Below are 18,373 nucleotides of genomic sequence, written 5' to 3' on the forward strand. Positions count from 1 at the left end.
GCGGTGACAAGAATCACGAGCGGGTGTGACCCCGGGCACAGGGGAATCAGCGAATCTCGCGGCACTCCCTCAGGCTCATCCCGACCGGACTTCACTCACGATGACACTCTGGAATCTATAATCGAGACATCTTGAAACGGGCTCTTCATCTATCGCTTGTGCTCCTGTTGGTTGGCGGCTGGGCGGTCGCCCAGCACGTCCCGGGCACCATCCAAACGATGGTGATCCTCCCTTTCGAGAACGCTTCGAAGGCGCCGGGGATCGAGTGGATCGGCGAGGCCTTCCCCGAGGTGCTGGGACAGCGCATGTCTATCCCCTCCCTGACCATGTTCTCCCGGCCGGACCGGATCGCGGCGTTCGACCGCCTGGGCGTCCCAGTGAACCTTCGCCCGTCGCGTGCGACCGCCTACCGCATCGCCGAAGAGATGGATGTGGACTACGTGGTCATGGGGCGCTTCACGTTCGACGGCCAGACCTTTGCCGCCAGTGCGCAGCTCCTGGATATGAACAAGCTGCGGCTGTACCCGGAGGTGAGCGAGTCGGGGCCGCTGGTGAAGCTGATCGATATCCAGACGGCGCTGGCGTGGGACGTGATGCGGCTGCTGAACCCCATGCTCGTGACCTCGAAGAACGGATTCGTCAAGGCTTCCCAGCCCATCCGCCTGGACGCGCTGGAGGCCTACATCCGCGGGGTCATAGCGGGGACGGGGCAGGAGCGCATCCGGCAGTTCGCGGTGGCGGTGAAACTGAAGCCGGACTACTACCTCGCGATCCTGGAGCTGGGCAAGACCTATTACGAGCAGCGGGAGTACGATTCGGCGACAAAGTGGCTGGCGAGAATCCCAAAGAGCGACGCGCGCGCCAAAGAGGCCAGCTTCTTGCTGGGCCTTTCCGCCTATTACCTGGGACAGTTCGAAACGGCGGAGAATGCCTTCGCGTTCGTGGCCTCGCGGCTGCCGCTGACCGAGGTGTACAACAACCTGGGCGTAGTGGCGAGCCGGCGCGGGCAGAGGAAAGCCGTGGAATACTTCCAGCGGGCGGTGCAGGCCGATCCCGCCGATGCGGACTACCACTTCAACCTGGGGGTCGCGCTGTACCGCGCGGGCGACGCGGGGAACGCGGCCAGGCAGGCGCGCGAGGCGCTGTCGCTGCGCCCCTCGGACGCGGAGGCCAAGTCGCTGCTGGAGATGGCGAGCGGCAACGGCACTCCGGCGACAATCCCGGGCCCGCGAGGGCGCGCGGCGCCGCCGAAGGTCCCGCTGGAACGCATCAAGCGCAATTACGACGAAGCCTCGTTAGAGCAACTGGCGCAGGAGATCGAGAACGTAGCGGAGATGCGCATGGCGAAGCAGCCGCCGCGGGTCCATGCCGACTATCACATCGAACGCGGACGGGAGCTGTTGAGCCGGGGCTTCGTAGGGGAGGCGGAGCACGAGTTCCGCGAGGCCATCACGCTGGACCAGAACAACGGGGCCGGACACGCCGGGCTGGCGACGGTGCTGGAGACCACCGGCGACGCCGCGGCGGCGCGCAACGAGGCCCGCACCTCCCTTCGCATGCAGCCGTCGGCGGAAGCGTATCTCGTGCTGGCGCGGCTCGATTTGCGCGACAATAATCCTGAGGCGGCGTCGCAAGAGGTGGACCGCGCGCTGGCGCTCGAGCCGGAGAATGCGTCGGCTGTGGCGCTCAAGCGCACGGTGCAGGCGAAGCTGGCGGAAAAGACATTGCGGTGAACCCAAGTACCCAGTACCCGGTACTCAGTACTCAGTGGGAGTCAGGAGGCGTCTCATGAGACGCGCCGGATTTTTCTCTTACCTGGTCCTCTTCATCCTTCTTCTCTCTTCGTTTGCCCCGGCGGACGTGGTGAAGATCGTGGTGAACGACATGATCCACCCCATCACCGACGAATTCATCGGGCGGGCGCTGGCCTACGCGCAGCAGCAGAAAGCGGACGCCCTGCTCATCGAGCTGCGGACGCCGGGCGGGCTGGTGGATTCCACGCGCTCCATCATCGAGAAGATCGAGGCCTCACCGGTGCCGGTGATCGTGTACGTGGCGCCGAGTGGGAGCCGGGCGGCGTCGGCGGGCTTCTTCATCCTGGAATCGGCGGACGTGGCGGCGATGGCCCCGGGCACGAACACGGGGGCTGCGCATCCCGTGATGTTCGGCGGCGAAAAGCTGGACGACGTGATGAAGGCCAAGATGGAGAACGACGCCGCGGCGTTCATGCGCTCCTTCGTCTCCAAGCGCGGGCGCAACGTCGAGGCGGCGGAGAGCGCAGTGCGGCAGTCGAAGTCGTGGACGGAACAGGAAGCGCTCAAGGAGCACCTGATCGAGTACATCGCCGCGAACCAGAGCGATCTGCTCAAGCAGATCGACGGAAAGGCCATCACGCGGTTCAATGGCAGCACGACCGTGCTGCATACGGCGGGCCAGGCGGTGCGCGAATACGACATGTCGCTGAAGCAGCGCATCCTGGCCTGGATGATGGATCCGAACGTGGCCTTCATCCTGTTCGCCATCGGCATGCTGGCGCTGTACGTGGAGTTCAACCATCCCGGCGCGATCGTGCCGGGGGTGGTGGGATTCATCTTCATCCTGCTGGCGGTATTCGCATTCAACTTGCTGCCCACTCGCTTCGCGGCACTCGCCCTGATCGTGGGAGCGTTCGTGTTGTTCGCCCTGGAAGCGAAGTTTGCCACCCATGGCGTGCTGGGCATCGGCGGCATCGCCATGATGGTGCTGGGGGCGCTGCTGCTGGTGGACGGGCCCATCCCGGAGATGCGGGTGAAGCTGGTCACGGCGCTGGCGGTCAGCATCCCCCTGGCGCTGATCACCGTCTTCCTGATGACCCTGGTGGTGCAGGCGCGAAGAAGCAAGGTGGTCACCGGGGAGGAGGGGCTGGTAGGGCAGGTCGGCGAGGCGCGCAGCCCGCTGGCTCCGCAGGGGAAGGTGTTCGTCAACGGCGAACTTTGGGATGCGGTTTCACCCCTGCCCGTGGCGGTGGGAGAGAGGGTGCGCGTGCAGCGCGTGGATGGTCTGGTGCTCGAAGTCGAGCCAGTGCGCCAGGCGGCGCCAAAGGCCGTCCAAGCGTAGTACAGAGCCCGGAGGACAGAGTGCGGAGTGGCCGAGCGGGACGCCCGGCTTAGATTCCCGGATCGGTTAACGCTTCGGCTTCCGTACACAGATGAATACCGGGGACCGAGTGGCGGCTACTGAGACTTTCGTTTTGCAGTACAATCCGCGTCAGGAAACAAAGATTCATTCAGAAAGAGGTCAGTCATGCCGAGCTTCGGCATCCTTGCCGTCATCATCATCGGCCTATACCTACTGAGTTCGATCAAGATCCTTGCGGAATACGAGCGGGGCGTGATCTTCCGCCTGGGCCGGCTGCTTGCGGAAGCGAAAGGGCCGGGGATCATCCTGGTCTTCGCGCCGGTGGACCGCATGGTGCGCATCTCGCTGCGGCAGGAAGCGCTGGAGGTCCCGCCGCAGGACATCATCACGCGCGACAACGTCACCCTGAAGGTCAACGCGGTCATCTTCCTGCGCGTGATCGACTCCAACAAGGCGGTGGTGCAGGTCTCGAACTACCTGTACCAGACGTCGCAGTTCGCGCAGACGACGCTGCGCTCGGTGCTGGGCGAGGTGGAACTGGACCAACTGCTCTCGCACCGCGACATGCTGAACACGCGCATCCAGAGCATCCTGGACACGCACACGGCGCCGTGGGGCGTGAAGGTGGTGAACGTCGAGGTGAAGCAGGTGGACCTGCCGGAGTCGATGCTGCGCGCCATGGCCAAGCAGGCCGAGGCGGAGCGCGAGAAGCGGGCCAAGGTGATCCACGCCGAGGGCGAGTTCTCGGCGGCACAACGGCTGTCGGATGCGGCGCACCTCCTCGCGGTCGAGCCCATCGCGCTGCAACTGCGCTACCTGCAGACGTTGACCGAGATCGGCGTGGAGAAGAACACGACCATTGTCTTCCCCGTGCCCATCGACATCATCGGAAACGTCCAGAAGCTGCTGGAGAAGTCGCTAGCGAAGCCGAATCCGTAAGAACCTGAGCCAGGGAGCGGCGAATGTCGGAACAGGATGTGGAGGTAACCTTGGGAACGGGAAAGCTGCTGGGATTGTTCTTCGGGATGGTGGTGGTATGCGCCATCTTCTTCGGGCTGGGATACTCGATGGGCAAGAACGCGGCGCCGGCAGGATCGCTGGTGACCGAGGCCGGACCGGTGGCGTCCCAGGCAGGCCCGAAGCCCACCCCGGCCAAGCCGGCAGGAGCGCCCGCGCAACCGGAGGCGACCCCGGCCCCGGCGGGGACGCCGAGCCAGAACGACCTCACCTTCTACAAGTCCACGGAGCAGAAGGACGCTACCGCGAAGCTGACGCCGGCTGCCGAGGCGAAGGCCCCGCCGGCAGCTCCTGCCGCCGCACCGTCGGCAAAGCCGGCGGCCGCTCCGGAGACGCATTCGGGCGCGGGATACGTGGTGCAGGTGGCAGCCGTCAAGAAGCAGGAAGACGCCGACGCGCTGGCCGACGCGCTGCGCAAGAAGAACTATCCCGTGTTCGTCATGGGCACGGGCAACGACAAGCTGATCCGGGTGCAGATCGGCCCCTTCGCCGAACTCAAGCAGGCCGAGGAGATGAAGGCGAAGCTGGCGGGCGACGGGTACAACGCGATCGTAAAGAAGTGAACCAAATCAGATCGAAGAAGGCAGAACGAAGAAGTGAAAACACTTCTGCATTCTACCTTCTGCGTTCTTCGTTGTGTCTTCCCTTCTAATCTGTGTCGAAGCGCTGTTCCTTCCACGGGTCGCCGTACATGTGGTAGCCGTTTTGCTCCCAGAAGCCGGGGACGTCGTGGTCGAAGAACTCGATCCCCCGCGCCCACTTCACCGATTTCCAAGCGTACAGATGAGGCACGATCAGCCGCAGGGGATATCCGTGTTCGGGCGGAAGCGGCTGGTTGTCGTGGTGGGTGGCGAAGATGACCTCGGGGCGGTCGAGGTCGGCCAGGGGCACGTTGGCGGTGAAGCCCTGCTCGGCGTGCACCAGGACGTACTTCGCCGAGGGCTTCAACGTGACCAGCTCGAGCACGTCGCGGAAGAGGACGCCATCCCAGCGGTTGTCGAAAAGGCTCCAGCGCGTAACGCAATGAAAATCTGAGGTCAGCTGCGACTTCGGCAGGTTGTTCAACTCGTCCCAGGAGAGGCGGGCCGGCTTGTCTACCAAGCCGAAGATCTTGAACTCCCACTGGGCGGGATCGAAGTGTGGCACCGATCCGTAGTGGAGCACGGGCCACTTCAGGGTGAGCGCCTGGCCGGGAGGCAGGCGTCCCTTCTCCATCATTCTCTTCTCGAGCTCTTTTCGTTCGTTGCCTTCGAAGAACATGTCCATCTGATTCCAACGACCCGGTAAAGTTGCGCCCTCGATGAGAAAGCTTCCCCACGAATGAGAAAGGCCGGGCGCGAAGACCCGGCCTGCAAATATTCCCGAGCGGCTCTCAGTGCGAAACGGCGGCGAACAGCTCCGACTGGAGCAGCGACTGAAAGCGCTTGTCGTCGCTCTTGAAGTGGACCTTCAAGGTCGAGGAGTCGGATTCGACGGAGGTGTTTTCCAGCGCGTACTGCTCCGGACCTTTCGCGTTCATCCTGCGATACATGACGCCCGCCTTCACCAGCGAGGACAGGGTGGCCGCGGTCATGTTGTCCGCGGTCAGCACGTTGAGGTCGAAGTTGACGCCGTTGGAGAAATCCATGGTGTAATGCGAGCCCAGCAGGCGCTTCTTCACGGTGTCATAGTCGGCCAGGCTGGCGGCGTCGCCCAGCGCGGAGCGCATCATGTTGCGCGTGCCATCGGCATCGAGGACGCTCCAGACCGCGCCCCCGGAGACGGACTGGATCAGGTCGGTGACCTGCGAATTGCTGTTGAGGCTGGCTTTCGCGCCATCCCGCGTCTGCAGGGCATTCTTGACCGCGGCCGAATCGCCAAAAACCAGGGTCCAGTCATCCAGGAAGGCCATCTCCATGCCATTGCCCATGGGGTAGATGGCGGACTTGCGGTAGATCGTGGGCTTGATGCCCTTCTTCTGGATGCGCGTGACCACACGGGGCCGGCCGAACTGCCCGGAGGCGATGCCCATGACTTTCAGCGTCGCCGGCTGGGGCTTTGCCTCCCCTCCCTGCGCCTGCTCGGACGGCTTGGGCACGCGGTAGGAGACGAAAGTAAGATTGTCCATCTCGCTGTCGACGTTGATGCCGATACCCTTCAAGGCGGTTTCGAATTGCTTCAGGTTGTCGGGAAGCACGCGCGCCTTCAGGGCCATGGCGGTCTCGGAGTTGTTCACGCGGCGGTAATCCACGGAGATGATCTGCTGCACGTCCGCCGGGATGACCGCATTGGCGGCTGTGCCCAGGGTGGCGGCGAGCGCAGGCAAAGCCATCACCAGCACCAGAACGACCAGCACACTACGCTTCATAGGACCTCTTGTTCGGAGTCAATACCCACCGAAGATGCTCCCGGAAGAACTTTTGGTTGGACGGGAGCAACTCTGCTTCTCACGTTTATACCACTGAAACCCACCTGCCGGAGGAAGGTTTCGGGTGACGTCGGGCGTTGGCCCAGAGGCCAGTACCCAGTACTAGGTACTCAGTACTCAGCCAAAGCGATCAGGCAGCTCATGGCCTTTTCAGTGCTGCGGTCTTGTGACGGGTCTCGTTGACAAACTGTTGATCGCTCAGCGAATCCAGGTTGATGTCCACGTTGGCCAGGGCGCCTTCAACGGCGGCACGGGAGAGGGCGGCCGCTACAGTCAGATCGGAAGCCATTTTGGGATTGGTGATCGGTTTCAGTGCAGCAGTGATGCGGCCGACCTCGGCGGAGCGCTCCGCAACACCCAGCGGGACATTCGTCGCATTCTTGAGCGCAGCGTTGATGGCGGAGTCGCCGTTGGGCGAATCCTTGGCGGCCTTGTAGGCCTTGACCACCGCGTCGTAGGAGGCGGCATCGGAGTCGATGGCGGCCTTCAGCTCCTCGCGCAACTGCGAGAGGCGGGCGATGGCTTCGCCCAGTTCCCGGTCGTACTGGACGTAAGCTTTCTTGCCACGCGACATAGATGCGACCATGTGCGCCAACCCGGCGGCCATGGCCCCAGCGGCCGCCGATGCGCTTCCGCCGCCCGGCGTCGCGGTGGGAGCGGCGAGCTGCTCGACGAACGGCTCGACTCCGGCGCGCAATCCGCCCACCGCCACCTTGCCGCCCATGATGGCGGAGAGACGGTTCTCCAGGATGAGCGACGAATCGAAGTTCTCGACCTGGAGGAACCATTCCGCGGCATCCTCCAGAGCTTTTTTCGGAATGAGGCCGACGATCTCGCTGGACACCGGCATCACGCCGTAGCGGGCAGCTTCCCTCTTCACGAACTCAAAGACCCGAGCCACCGGCGTCTGCTGGAAGTCGGTAAGGTTCATCGAGACCTGGGCCAGTCCGCGTACCGGGAATCCGGCAGCCTTGACGTAGCGCAGGCCGCCGGTCGAGAAGCGGATCGCCTTGGCGATCTTCTTGGCGATGTCCACGTCCGGCGTGTTCAGGTAAATGTTGTAGGCGATCAGGAACTTGCGCGCGCCGACCACGGTGGCACCGGCGGTGGGATGCACGCGCGGCTCTCCGACATCGGGTTTCCGGGCCGGGTGGGTGGCGATCTCGTCGCGAATGCCCTCGAACTGCCCACGGCGGATGTTCTCCAGGTTGGTGCGCTCCGGCGTGGCCGCGGCGGCTTCGTAAAAATAGACCGGTATCTGGAAGCGCTTCCATATCTCCTGGCCGACCTTGCGGGCGATGGTCACGCAATCGTCCAGGGTGACGCCCTCGATGGGGATGAAGGGCACGACGTCGGCGGCGCCCATGCGCGGGTGCGCGCCCTGGTGCTTGGTCAGATCGATGAGTTCGGCGGCCTTGCCCACGCCGCGGATGGCGGCTTCGGCGATGGCATCGCGGTCGCCCACCAGAGTGATGACGCAGCGATTGTGGTCGGCATCCATCTCGCGGTCGAGAAGGAAGACGCCGGGAACCTTCATCGCCGCAATGATGGCGTCGACCTTGGCCTTGTCGCGGCCTTCGGAAAAGTTCGGGACACACTCGACGAGTGACATGGATCAGTCCTGAGCAGCATTACGAACACATGAGCATACTGGGATGGTCGGCTGGGCCGCAAGGAAAGTCAGAGGTAAGAAGTCAGAATGAAGAAGTACCCGACCTTAGCGCCACCAGTGATATCCGACCGTGAACTGGACGGTGTTGATCCCCGGATTGGGAGTCGAGAGCCCGGCATTCGAGATGTGGACGTAGCGCGCCGCCAGATTGATGGAGCGCTTAGCGCGCGGAAAGAGCTGCAAACCGAATGCCGCCTGGGGCGTAAAGTTGACCTGGTTCGTGCCCGCAGGCACGTCGTGGTTGGTGAACAGGAGCCCGCCGCCGACTTCGAGGTACGGCGCTACCGTGTTCCCGCTGGTGAAGTTGTATTTCAAGATCACTGGCGTGAATCCGGCGCCGAAGGCGTTCTGCACCGGCTGGAAGATGGCATACGCCGGGATCAGGTCCACGGCATACTCAAAATGGTCGGTGAGCAAGTAGCCGACGCGCAATCCGGCATTCCAGACCTGCGTGTCCTCGGTGCCGCCCGGTACCCAAAATCCGCCTCCACTCCATACACCCATTTCCCATGTGCCCTTTTTGATCGAGGCGGACGGAAAGTCTTGGGCGGCGGCGCATACGCACAGCAGCAGAATGACGGCGGCCAGTTTCATTGCTCAGTCCTGGATGTGGATTTGCGAAACAAACTAACAGGAGAGGTGGCATGCTGGCGATAACAAAAACGGTGCCAAGCAGCAAAACAAGAGCCGCCACGAAGGGCGGCGTTGTTGATAACTGACATTGATAGCTAAGACGCCACTTCCTCCAGCGCCTTCTGGTCGATGTCGAAGTTGGAGTAGACGTGCTGGACGTCGTCGTGGTCTTCCAGGGCCTCCAGCAGTCGGATCATGGTGCTGGCCTGCTGCCCTTCCAGCTTGATGTAGTTCTGGGGCAGCATGGCGATCTCAGAGGTCACGATGGGCAGGTTGGCCTTTTTCACCGCTTCCAGGACAGGTTCGTAGCCGTGTGGGTCGGTGATGACCTCCCAGTTGTCGCCATCGTCGCGCAGGTCTTCGGCTCCGGCGTCGAGCACGACGCCCATCAGGTCGTCTTCCTTGACCGCCGACTTGGGGACCACAACCGAACCCTTCTTGTGGAACATGTAGGCGACCGAGCCGGCCTCGCCCATGTTCCCGCCATTCTTGGCGAGGGCGTGGCGGATCTCGCTGACGGTGCGGTTGCGGTTGTCGCTGGAGATCTCGATGAGCAGGGCCACGCCGCCGGGGCCGTAGCCTTCGAGGCTGAACTCTTCATAGCTGACGCCGGGCAGCTCGCCGGTGCCGCGCTGGATGGCGCGCTTGATGTTGTCGGCGGGCATGTTCTCCGCCTTGGCCGCGACAATGGCTCCGCGCAGGCGAGGGTTTTTGTCGGGGTCCCCGCCGCTCTTCGCCGCCATGGAGATTTCCTTGATCAGGCGGGTGAAGATCTTGCCGCGCTTGGCGTCGAGGGCGCCCTTCTTGTGCTTAATGGTGGCCCATTTTGAGTGGCCGGACATACGAACCTCGCTTGACTAAAGAGCTTGGGAGATCAGCAAAGATGAAGGCAAACGCAGATTATAGCAGTCGTCAGCCGCCGGTCGCCAGTGGTCGGCGGCGCGGATCCGGTCCACCCTAGTGCGGCGGCAGCGCCAGCGTCGAGGCCGAAAATCGGAAAATCGAGCAATTCCGCAGTCGGCGAACCGATTCCGGCGAACAGCAACCACCCAATTACTCAATTTCCCAATTTCTTAATCGTGCTAGACTCGGCTGTGGGCATCCCCTCACAAGTGAGAGAGCAGCGATGAAATTCGGCGTACTGGTGTTTCCGGGTTCCAACTGCGATCACGACGCGTACTGGGTAGCCGGCCAGGTGGCCAAGCAGCCGGTGACGTTCTTGTGGCACGAGACCCACGACCTGGAGAATTGCGACGCCATCATCGTGCCTGGAGGCTTCGCCTATGGGGACTACATGCGCACGGGCGCCATCGCGCGCTTCGCGCCGGTGATGGAGTCGGTCAAGACGTTCGCCGCCGCGGGCGGGATGGTGATCGGCATCTGCAACGGCTTCCAGATCCTGTGCGAGGCGGGTCTGCTGCCGGGCGCGCTCATGCGCAACTCCGGCCTGAAGTACATCTGCAAGCACGTGCACGTGCGCGTCGAATCTACGGACACTCCGTTCACCAACGCCTGCCGCAAGGGCGAGGTGCTGCGCATCCCCATCGGACACATGGAAGGCAATTACTACTGTGATGAGACGACGCTGGAGCAACTGCGTCGGCAGGAGCGGATCGTCTTCCGCTATTCGACGCCCGACGGGCAGGTGACGCCCCAGGCCAACCCCAACGGATCGCTCGACAACATCGCAGGCATCTGTAGCGAGGGGCGGAACGTGCTCGGCATGATGCCGCACCCGGAGCGCGCCAGCGAGGACCGCCTGGGCTCGGTCGACGGCTTCAAAGTCTTCCAGTCGATGGTCGGCGCGATGGCGGCAAGGTAGGACCCAGTACTCGGTACTCAGTACTCAGAAGAAGACCTCGCCGTTCGTTGTTCCTCTCCTTCCCACAACCTTGAATCGGCACGGCAGAAACAACTCTGATGCCAGCAACGGCAACCATCACTTGAACGCTTCCTTGTTCACTACGTACGGCATCTTGGTGAAGTCGCCTCCGTAGTTCCCTTCCAGTACGTCGATCAGGCCTTGAACGCAGCGGCCGGCCATGCCCTTGTCGGGGTCGGGCGAAAGCCGCGTGATGGTGGCGGCGCTGGCGAAGTGGGGAAAGAGGCGGCAGCGGTCGGCGATCTCGGGATCGCGCAGGGGCGAGTCGGCGGGAAGAGGCTCCTTGGCAAAGACGTCCAGCGCGGCCCCGGCGATCCAGCGCTCCTTCAGGGACTTGGCAACGGCATTTTCGTCCACCACCGGTCCCCGCGAGGTGTTCACCAGATAGGCGGTCGGCTTCATCAGGCGCAGGGTTCGCTCATTGATGAGGTGGAGCGTGGGGGTGTCACTCTCTCCCGGCCGGATCAGGGGGACGTGGATGCTCACGAAATCGGCCCGGCCGAGCGCCTCTTCAAACTCGACGTAGCGGATGTGGCGCCGGTCCTTGCAGACGCCGGTCGAATAGCGCTGATCCATCAGCGTCTGGATGTTGGCGATGTAGCGCTCGTTCTGGTACTGCGAGTCGTAGCAGAGGATGTCCATGTCCAGGCCCACCGCTTTTTTGATCAGGGCCAGGCCGATGCGGCCGGTTCCGATCACGGCCAGAGACTTGCCCGTGACCTCATCCCCCAGAAACGGCAGGAAAGGGTGCCAGGTGTCCCATTTGTTGTTGCGCAGGAGGTGCTCGGCTTGCCATAGCTTGCGGGCCATGGCGCAGAGAATGAAGAGCGCGAACTCCGCCGTGGCTTCCGTCAGGACGTCCGCGGTGTTGGTAAAGGGCACCTTGTAGCGGTTGGCGTCGGATCGATTGATGTTGTCGAAGCCGACAGCGAGCTGGGCCACGACCTTCAGAGTCCCCTTGCCTGCCTCGAAGATCTCGGCGTCAATGGGGTCGCGAAGCGTGGTGATCAACCCGTCGATGCCGGAGCCGACCTTCTCGATGATCAGCGACTTGGGCGGCGGTTCGGGCTTGGGATAGACCTCGAGGTCGTAGCCTCGCTGGCGGAGGATGTTAAGGGCTGCATCGCCAATGTCGCAGGTGGCAAAGACGCGAAAGCGTTTTTTCTCTGTCATTGAAGAATCAAAACCTCAACACAAAGGGCGCAAAGGTCGGCACGAAGGCCACGAAGGAAACCTGACAAAGCAAAGCAGAGACGCCCCACAACGTCTCTGCCGATCGCCTCAGCGGCTAAATCCGCTTCTCGTAATGCAGCAAAACGGCACGGCTGAAGCCGTGTCCCTTCACAGATTCTTGTTGGCCCACTGCTCGACGCGGTCCAGCGCCTTGTTGATGTTCTCGACGGAATTGGCGACGCTGAAGCGCAGGTACCCTTCTCCGAATGCGCCAAAGGCGGTGCCGGAAAGCGCCGCCACGCCCGCCTCTTCCAGCAGCGCGTCGGCCAACTTCTTCGACGGCCAGCCGGTCTTGGTGATGTTCGGGAACATGTAGAAGGCGCCCTTCGGCTTCTTGCAGGAGAAGCCCTTGATCTTGTTGACGCGCTCGAAGAAGACGTCGCGCCGGCGCTTGAATTCCTGGCACATCCGGTCCACGGATGACTGGTCTCCGCGGATGCCCGCCGCGCCCGCTACCTGGGTAAAGCTGGCAGTGCAGGAGTTCGAGTTGGTCATCAGGCGGGCGATGTGGGTGGCCAGGTCGGCGCGCATGACGCCGTAGCCCAGACGCCAGCCGGTCATGGCATAGGTCTTGGAGAAGCCATCCAGCAGGATGACACGGTCCTTCCAACCGTCCAGGGACATCAGCGAATGATGGTCGCCCTCGAAAATCAGGCGGCTGTAAATCTCGTCGGAAAGGACGAAAATGTCGCGATCGCCGATGACGCCGGCGATGTCCTTGATGTCGCTCTTGGTGAGCACGCCGCCGGTCGGATTTTGCGGCGAGTTCAGGATGATGAGCTTCGTGCGGTCGTTGATCAACGACTTCAGCTCGTTCACGTCGAGGCGGAAATCCATGTCCTCGCGGAGCTGGATGGGCACCGCCTTAGCCCCCAGGAAGTTGATCATGGACTCGTAGATGGGGAAGCCCGGGTTGGGATAGATGACTTCATCCCCTTCTTCAACCAGCGCCAGGATGGTGAAGAAAATAATCGGCTTGCCACCGGGCACAACCACCACCTCTGCGGGCGCGACCTTCACCCGGCGCGACTTGCTGACGTCCTCGGCGATGGCTTCGCGCAGCGTCGGCAGGCCGGCGGAGGGACCGTAATGCGTCCAGCCCTTGTGCAGGGCGTCGGTGGCGGCTTCAATGATGTTTGCGGGAGTGTCGAAATCGGGCTCGCCGATCTCCAGGTGGACGATGTCGCGGCCTTTGGCTTCCAAGGCACGCGCCTTGACCAGGACTTCAAACGCGGTCTCTGTGCCTAGGCGGGCCATGCGGCGGGCCAGGCGCAATTCCGTCTGTGTAGCTTTCATAGAATTCCCCTTATGAATGCGAGTATCCAGGGCATCCGGCGTCACAGACTCCGGACGAAGAACCCTGCATTATAGTCCGTTGGAAGGCGATTTACAGTGAGTCGGGCGCATCCCTATTAGCCACGGAGGACACGGAAGACGCGGGGGAGATATGGACAACCCTGATCCGCGAATCGACAAAATCCCGATCAAGGGCGTACTCGGCGGGATTGTCGGAGTTGGGCTGGTCGTCGGGATGCTCCTCGAGTTGCCGGTGCTCCGATGGTTTCTATTGATCAGTGTCGGGCTGGGGGCGCTCGTCGGCTTTGGACTCTACCTGTGGCACAAGAAGCGGCCCATCAAAGAGCCGACGGACGAGTCCATCAAGCTGAACCTGAGGTAGCCAAGCGGCGGGAGTCGGGGGCTAGTCCGGCAGACTGGGCTGTTCGCTTTCTTCGGTGCGCAGGACCTTTTCGATGGTGTAGGGGGGGCGCGCCGGGGGCTCGTGGTAGTGACGGACCTGCATCTCGCCCAAAAGGCCGATGGCCAGCATTTCCCCGCCGAATACTACGAGCACGGCACAGAAGATCCACAGCGGGGCGTGCGCGGTCATTATCTCGGTACCGAAGACCAGCTTCTGGGCGAACAGCCATAAGCCGATGACCGAGCCGGCAAAGATGCTGACGAAGCCCCAAGTGCCGAAGAAGTGCAGCGGGCGCATCACGTAGCGATGCAGGAAGCAGATGGCGATCAGGTCGAAGGCGGCGGCCACCGTGCGTCCGATGCCGTATCGGGAAGCGCGGTGGGACCGTCTTGCCACCACGACCGGGACCTCGCAGATGCGCGCGCCGTAGGCGGCCACCAGCAAAGGGATGAATCCTTGCATCTCGCCGTAAAGCGGGATCTGGTTGATCAACTCCCGGCGGTAGGCCTTGAAGCCGCCGGCGAAGTCGTGGATCTTCACGCCGCTCAACATAGCGAGCAGGATGTTGCCCATTTTCGAGGGGATCCGGCGCAGCCAGAAGCTGTCGGTACGGCGCTGGCGCCAGCTACAGACCACGTCGTAGCCATCCTCCAAGCGCGCCAGGAACCGTGGGATGTCCGCGGGGTCGTGCTGTAGGTCGCCGTCCATGGCGACCACGAAATCACCCGTGGTGCGCTCGAATCCGGCAGCCAGCGCCGCCGTCTTGCCGAAGTTACGGCGCAGTTTGACTACGGTGACCCGGCTGTCGATGGTTGCGATCTCTTCCAGGAGGGGGAAGGTGCCGTCGGTGGACCCGTCGTCCACGAAGATGAATTCAAAGGGCTCGCCCATGGCCTCCAGCGTGGCCTTCAGCCGGTCATAGAGCTCGGTGATGTTCTCTTCCTCGTTGAGGAAAGGCACCACGACGGAGATCTTGGGCATAACAAATCGAGATTATACACGTCTATTAAGGGCTGGAGACCTTTCCGGAGTGCCGGATACGTGGAACAATTGGACATAGGGGTGCGTATCCATTGGCAAGAGGCGTGATGCACCGAGGCCTGGCCCTGCGAGAACCCGCGGTGGTGGCGCTGGAGACGATGCGGGCGCATAAAATGCGCTCCTTCCTGACCCTGCTGGGGATCATCCTGTCTGTCGCCACCCTGATCGTGGTGGTCTCGCTGGTCCGCGGCATGAACATGTACATCGCCGACCGGATCGCCAACATGGGCGCCAACGTCTTCCTGGTCCATCAGATGCCGCTCATCACGGACCAGGCCGAGTTCATGAAAGCACTGCGCAAGAACCGCGAAGTCACCTTCGAGGACTTCGAGTACCTGCGCGACACCATGAAGCTGGCCCAGGCGGTAGGCATGGAGGTGCGGACGTTCGGCACCGGCAGAGCCCAAGGCCAGGACATGTCGGACATCAATATCCGCGGAGTCACGGCCAATATCGGTGATATGGATGTCGAGGAGGTGGCAAGGGGCCGGTACATCACCGACCAGGACAATCAGCACCGCACCAATGTGACCACGATCGGGGACGACGTGGTGAAAAAGCTCTTCCCCAACGTCGACCCGCTGGGGAGAACGATCCTGCTCAATGGCCGGGAGTTCGAGATCGTGGGTGTAGCCAAGCCGATGGGAACGGCCCTGGGACAGTCGCAGGACAATTTCGCCTACATCCCCATTGAGACCTACATGAAAGTCTACGGCCACCAGCAGCCGCGATATTCCATCAATGTCCAGGCCCGCGGGCCGGAATGGATGGCACGCACCGAAGAAGAGGCGCGCACCCTGATGCGGGCGCGGCGCCACCTGCGTCCCGGGGATGAAGATACGTTCGGCATCCTGGCCTCGCAATCGCTGATGGACCTGTGGAACCAGATCTTCGCGGCAATCGCGGCCAGCGCGGTGGGGATCGTCTCGGTGTTCCTGGTGATCGGTGGCGTGGTGATCATGAATGTGATGCTGGCCAGCGTGACGGAGCGCACCCGCGAGATCGGAGTGCGGAAATCACTGGGCGCCACCCGGCGGGACATCCTGATGCAGTTCCTCGTGGAGACCTGCGTGATGTCGGCGGTGGGCGGAATGATGGGCGTGGGCCTCGCCTGGGTGATCACGATCGTGGGAAGGAACGCATCGCCGCTGCCCATGGCGATGCCCATCTCCGCGATATTCCTGGCGCTGGCCGTGTCCACCGCCGTCGGTGTGTTCTTCGGGCTTTATCCGGCGCGGAAGGCGGCCAAGCTCGACCCGATCGAAGCCCTGAGGTACGAGGCGTAAATGGCGATCCAGGTCCGCGAAAACGCGAGGATGGCGCTCACCACAGTGCGCGAGCACAAGGTGCGCTCCGCGTTGACCGTGCTGGGCGTGGTCATCGGCATCACCACCCTGGTCGGGGTGGCCTCGATCCTGGTGGGCTTGGACCGCGACATGCGCGGGTTCCTGGAGCAGTACGGAGCGGACACCCTCTTCGTATTCAAATTCGATCCCGGCATCCACATCGGACGACTTTCCACGGAAGAGAGGATGCGGAAGTCGCTGACGCTGGAGGATGCCTTCGCCATCCGCGAGGAGTGCACCGCGGTGAAGAGCGTCGTCGCAGAGGCATATCCGCGCTTCAACTTCTCCGGTCCTCGGTCACAGCCCACGGCGCGCTACCAGGGACATGAGGCTTTCAACATCGATCACTCCGGCTCGCTTCCGGCCTACGAGCAGGTGTACCACGTGACCGTGCTCAAGGGACGCTACTTCAACGAAGCCGAGAACCTGCATCGCGCCGACGTCGTGGTGATCGGCTACGACCTGGCCGACACCTTCTTCGGCAACACCGATCCGCTGGGCAAAACCGTTCTTGTGGATTCGATCCCCTACACGGTCATCGGCGTGGCGGACAAGCGCAAGGGGAACTTCTTCAAGGACCAGTCGGCGGACCGCGTCGCCACCGTGCCGATCTATACCTATCTCAAGCACCACCCGCTGAATGACGAGATCGTGATCGGCGTGGAGGCATACCCGGGGATGAAGGCGACGGCTGAGGACCAGGTGCGGGACGTGCTGCGGCGCCGGCGCCGGGTGCCCTTCAAGAAGCCGGACAATTTCGGAATCTCCAGTGCGGAACAGATCGCACAGCAGTTCCACCAGATCGTGGGCGCGGTGGCCCTGCTGGTGGTTGTGATCAGCTCGATCGGCTTGCTGATCGGCGGCGTGGGTGTGATGAATATCATGCTGATGTCGGTGACGGAGCGCACGCGAGAGATCGGGGTGCGCAAGGCCATCGGGGCGCGCCGATCGGACGTGATCGGCCAATTCCTGATCGAGGCCATCACCCTCACGGGCATCGGCGGCGTGATCGCGGTCCTCCTGGTGATCGCCATCACCTGGATCCTGAATACTTTTGTGCCCACGCTGCCCATGGAGGTACCCGCATGGGCGGTGGTGATCGGCGTGCTGACGTCCATGAGCGTCGGCCTGTTCTTCGGCATCTACCCGGCGATGCGCGCCGCGCGCCTCGACCCGGTGGAAGCGCTGAGGTATGAGTAGCTCGTAGCTGGTGGTTAGGAGCTAGGAAAAGTAAACGGCACCTCGCAAGAGGTGCCGTCCTGTTTTTCGAGCTACTAGCTACCGCAAATCCGCCATGATCTCGTCGAGCACGCTTTTGGGCGGGCGGACGGCGGACTCGGGCAGCGTGGCCAGCGGCTTGTCGGTCATGTTGAGCAGGTCGATGAAAGTCGGCGCCTTGGGATTGATGTAGAACACCCCGGTCAGCACCTCGCCCTTGTCGTGCGCTTCGGCCAGCATGGAGATGGCCTTGACCTTGTCGGTGGGGTCGTAGTCTTCGTGTAACTTGCGCAGCCGCAGGTGCGAGCCGTCGTGCAAGGTCACGTCCACGGTCGTGCCCGCATCGTATTCCACGTCGATCTGTTCGAAGCCTGGGACGAAGGTGATGTCGTGCAACGGCTCGTCGTGGTCCTTCATGAACTTGTAGGACTTGGTCGAACCCTCGTGGTCGTTGAAGGTGACGCAGGGGGAGATGACGTCCAGCATGACCGTACCGCGGTGCGCGATCGCGGCTTTCAGCATGGCGAAGAGCTGCTTCTTGTCGCCGGAGAAGGAGCGGCCGACGAACGAAGCGCCCAGTTGGATGGCCAGCGCGCAGGTGTCGATCGGAGGCAGGTCGTTGATGACCCCGGTCTTCAGCTTGGAACCGATGTCCGCAGTCGCCGAGAACTGGCCCTTGGTCAGGCCGTACACGCCGTTGTCCTCGATGATGTAGATCATGGGCAGATTGCGGCGCATGAGGTGAATGAATTGCCCGATGCCGATGGAGGCGGTATCGCCGTCGCCGGAGACTCCCAAGGCCATCACCTGCTGGTTGGCGAGTACAGCCCCGGTGGTCACTGAGGGCATGCGGCCGTGCACCGAGTTGAAGCTGTGCGACCGGCTCATGAAGTACGCCGGGCTCTTGGAAGAGCAGCCGATGCCCGACATCTTGATGACGCGCTCGGGCTTCACGCCCATCTCGAACATGGCGTCCACGATGCGTTCGGAGATGGCGTTATGGCCGCAGCCCGCGCACAGGGTGGTCTTCCCGCCCCGGTAGTCGATCACGTTCAGGCCGATACGGTTGCTTTTCGGTTCCGGAGTCGCGGTCGGTGTGGTCACCATC

General features: G+C 62.7%; 17 protein-coding genes. 8 read left to right on the forward strand and 9 right to left on the reverse strand.

The genetic code is table 11. The features are described 5' to 3' along the window. Positions 1-131: 131 nt before the first annotated feature. The 4 genes from LAN37_06415 (at position 132) to LAN37_06430 (ending at position 4,697) form a co-directional block, all read left to right on the forward strand. Positions 132-1,733: a tetratricopeptide repeat protein gene (locus LAN37_06415; GenBank protein MBZ5646841.1), complete on the forward strand. Its 1,602-nt coding sequence runs from the start codon at positions 132-134 to the stop codon at positions 1,731-1,733. 55 nt (positions 1,734-1,788) lie between these two features. Further along, entirely contained in the window at positions 1,789-3,096 is a 1,308-nt protein-coding gene (locus tag LAN37_06420; GenBank protein ID MBZ5646842.1) for a nodulation protein NfeD, read from the forward strand. Positions 3,097-3,282: 186 nt separating this feature from the next. Next, positions 3,283-4,056: a slipin family protein gene (locus tag LAN37_06425; GenBank protein MBZ5646843.1), complete on the forward strand. Its 774-nt coding sequence runs from the start codon at positions 3,283-3,285 to the stop codon at positions 4,054-4,056. 23 nt (positions 4,057-4,079) lie between these two features. Continuing rightward, the gene (locus LAN37_06430; GenBank protein ID MBZ5646844.1) at positions 4,080-4,697 is read left to right on the forward strand and encodes an SPOR domain-containing protein; all 618 of its coding nucleotides are present in this window, start codon (positions 4,080-4,082) and stop codon (positions 4,695-4,697) included. An 85-nt stretch (positions 4,698-4,782) separates the two neighbouring features. Here the strand turns inward: LAN37_06430 and LAN37_06435 are convergent, their stop codons facing one another. From LAN37_06435 to LAN37_06455, 5 genes are all read right to left on the reverse strand, one after another. Continuing rightward, positions 4,783-5,394: a sulfite oxidase-like oxidoreductase gene (locus LAN37_06435; protein MBZ5646845.1), complete on the reverse strand. Its 612-nt coding sequence runs from the start codon at positions 5,392-5,394 to the stop codon at positions 4,783-4,785. A 112-nt stretch (positions 5,395-5,506) separates the two neighbouring features. Then, positions 5,507-6,481: a hypothetical protein gene (locus LAN37_06440; protein MBZ5646846.1), complete on the reverse strand. Its 975-nt coding sequence runs from the start codon at positions 6,479-6,481 to the stop codon at positions 5,507-5,509. A gap of 199 nt (positions 6,482-6,680) precedes the next feature. Beyond that, positions 6,681-8,153, reverse strand: coding sequence for a glutamate formimidoyltransferase (gene ftcD / locus LAN37_06445; GenBank protein ID MBZ5646847.1), 1,473 nt, complete (start codon positions 8,151-8,153; stop codon positions 6,681-6,683). Positions 8,154-8,258: 105 nt separating this feature from the next. Next, positions 8,259-8,807: an acyloxyacyl hydrolase gene (locus LAN37_06450; GenBank protein ID MBZ5646848.1), complete on the reverse strand. Its 549-nt coding sequence runs from the start codon at positions 8,805-8,807 to the stop codon at positions 8,259-8,261. Between the two features lie 134 nt (positions 8,808-8,941). After that, complete coding sequence (locus tag LAN37_06455) at positions 8,942-9,688, reverse strand: YebC/PmpR family DNA-binding transcriptional regulator (protein MBZ5646849.1); 747 nt, start codon at positions 9,686-9,688, stop codon at positions 8,942-8,944. Positions 9,689-9,972: 284 nt separating this feature from the next. Here LAN37_06455 and purQ point away from each other — a divergent pair, with 284 nt between their 5' ends. After that, complete coding sequence (gene purQ / locus LAN37_06460) at positions 9,973-10,668, forward strand: phosphoribosylformylglycinamidine synthase subunit PurQ (GenBank protein MBZ5646850.1); 696 nt, start codon at positions 9,973-9,975, stop codon at positions 10,666-10,668. 117 nt (positions 10,669-10,785) lie between these two features. Here purQ and LAN37_06465 read toward each other — a convergent pair whose 3' ends face one another. Continuing rightward, on the reverse strand, positions 10,786-11,901 hold the full coding sequence (locus LAN37_06465) for a D-glycerate dehydrogenase (GenBank protein MBZ5646851.1): 1,116 nt from the start codon (positions 11,899-11,901) through the stop codon (positions 10,786-10,788). Positions 11,902-12,069: 168 nt separating this feature from the next. Continuing rightward, positions 12,070-13,257: a pyridoxal phosphate-dependent aminotransferase gene (locus LAN37_06470; GenBank protein ID MBZ5646852.1), complete on the reverse strand. Its 1,188-nt coding sequence runs from the start codon at positions 13,255-13,257 to the stop codon at positions 12,070-12,072. 151 nt (positions 13,258-13,408) lie between these two features. Here LAN37_06470 and LAN37_06475 point away from each other — a divergent pair, with 151 nt between their 5' ends. Beyond that, complete coding sequence (locus LAN37_06475; protein MBZ5646853.1) at positions 13,409-13,639, forward strand: hypothetical protein; 231 nt, start codon at positions 13,409-13,411, stop codon at positions 13,637-13,639. Between the two features lie 21 nt (positions 13,640-13,660). Here the strand turns inward: LAN37_06475 and LAN37_06480 are convergent, their stop codons facing one another. Further along, entirely contained in the window at positions 13,661-14,641 is a 981-nt protein-coding gene (locus LAN37_06480; GenBank protein ID MBZ5646854.1) for a glycosyltransferase family 2 protein, read from the reverse strand. 107 nt (positions 14,642-14,748) lie between these two features. On the opposite strand from LAN37_06480, the gene LAN37_06485 reads away from it, so the two are divergent. Both LAN37_06485 and LAN37_06490 read left to right on the forward strand, forming a co-directional pair. After that, a complete protein-coding gene (locus LAN37_06485; protein ID MBZ5646855.1) occupies positions 14,749-15,987 on the forward strand; it encodes an ABC transporter permease in 1,239 nt (412 codons plus the stop codon). Next, positions 15,988-17,247, forward strand: a complete 1,260-nt coding sequence (locus LAN37_06490) for an ABC transporter permease (protein ID MBZ5646856.1) — start codon at positions 15,988-15,990, stop codon at positions 17,245-17,247. 78 nt (positions 17,248-17,325) lie between these two features. Here LAN37_06490 and LAN37_06495 read toward each other — a convergent pair whose 3' ends face one another. After that, positions 17,326-18,372, reverse strand: a complete 1,047-nt coding sequence (locus LAN37_06495; protein MBZ5646857.1) for a 2-oxoacid:ferredoxin oxidoreductase subunit beta — start codon at positions 18,370-18,372, stop codon at positions 17,326-17,328. Between the last annotated feature and the right edge of the window lies 1 nt (position 18,373).

The sequence above is a fragment of the Terriglobia bacterium genome (assembly GCA_020073495.1).
Classification (GTDB): domain Bacteria; phylum Acidobacteriota; class Terriglobia; order Terriglobales; family Acidobacteriaceae; genus JAIQFD01.

Bases quoted from the DNA above. Each gene is read 5' to 3' on its own strand.
- LAN37_06455 (MBZ5646849.1), bottom strand. From the start codon at position 9,688: ATGTCCGGCCACTCAAAATGGGCCACCATTAAGCACAAGAAGGGCGCC.
- LAN37_06470 (MBZ5646852.1), bottom strand. From the start codon at position 13,257: ATGAAAGCTACACAGACGGAATTGCGCCTGGCCCGCCGCATGGCCCGC.
- ftcD (MBZ5646847.1), bottom strand. From the start codon at position 8,153: ATGTCACTCGTCGAGTGTGTCCCGAACTTTTCCGAAGGCCGCGACAAG.
- LAN37_06495 (MBZ5646857.1), bottom strand. From the start codon at position 18,372: ATGGTGACCACACCGACCGCGACTCCGGAACCGAAAAGCAACCGTATC.
- LAN37_06425 (MBZ5646843.1), top strand. From the start codon at position 3,283: ATGCCGAGCTTCGGCATCCTTGCCGTCATCATCATCGGCCTATACCTA.
- LAN37_06430 (MBZ5646844.1), top strand. From the start codon at position 4,080: ATGTCGGAACAGGATGTGGAGGTAACCTTGGGAACGGGAAAGCTGCTG.
- LAN37_06465 (MBZ5646851.1), bottom strand. From the start codon at position 11,901: ATGACAGAGAAAAAACGCTTTCGCGTCTTTGCCACCTGCGACATTGGC.
- LAN37_06435 (MBZ5646845.1), bottom strand. From the start codon at position 5,394: ATGTTCTTCGAAGGCAACGAACGAAAAGAGCTCGAGAAGAGAATGATG.
- LAN37_06440 (MBZ5646846.1), bottom strand. From the start codon at position 6,481: ATGAAGCGTAGTGTGCTGGTCGTTCTGGTGCTGGTGATGGCTTTGCCT.
- LAN37_06485 (MBZ5646855.1), top strand. From the start codon at position 14,749: ATGCACCGAGGCCTGGCCCTGCGAGAACCCGCGGTGGTGGCGCTGGAG.
- LAN37_06475 (MBZ5646853.1), top strand. From the start codon at position 13,409: ATGGACAACCCTGATCCGCGAATCGACAAAATCCCGATCAAGGGCGTA.
- purQ (MBZ5646850.1), top strand. From the start codon at position 9,973: ATGAAATTCGGCGTACTGGTGTTTCCGGGTTCCAACTGCGATCACGAC.
- LAN37_06450 (MBZ5646848.1), bottom strand. From the start codon at position 8,807: ATGAAACTGGCCGCCGTCATTCTGCTGCTGTGCGTATGCGCCGCCGCC.
- LAN37_06490 (MBZ5646856.1), top strand. From the start codon at position 15,988: ATGGCGATCCAGGTCCGCGAAAACGCGAGGATGGCGCTCACCACAGTG.
- LAN37_06480 (MBZ5646854.1), bottom strand. From the start codon at position 14,641: ATGCCCAAGATCTCCGTCGTGGTGCCTTTCCTCAACGAGGAAGAGAAC.
- LAN37_06420 (MBZ5646842.1), top strand. From the start codon at position 1,789: ATGAGACGCGCCGGATTTTTCTCTTACCTGGTCCTCTTCATCCTTCTT.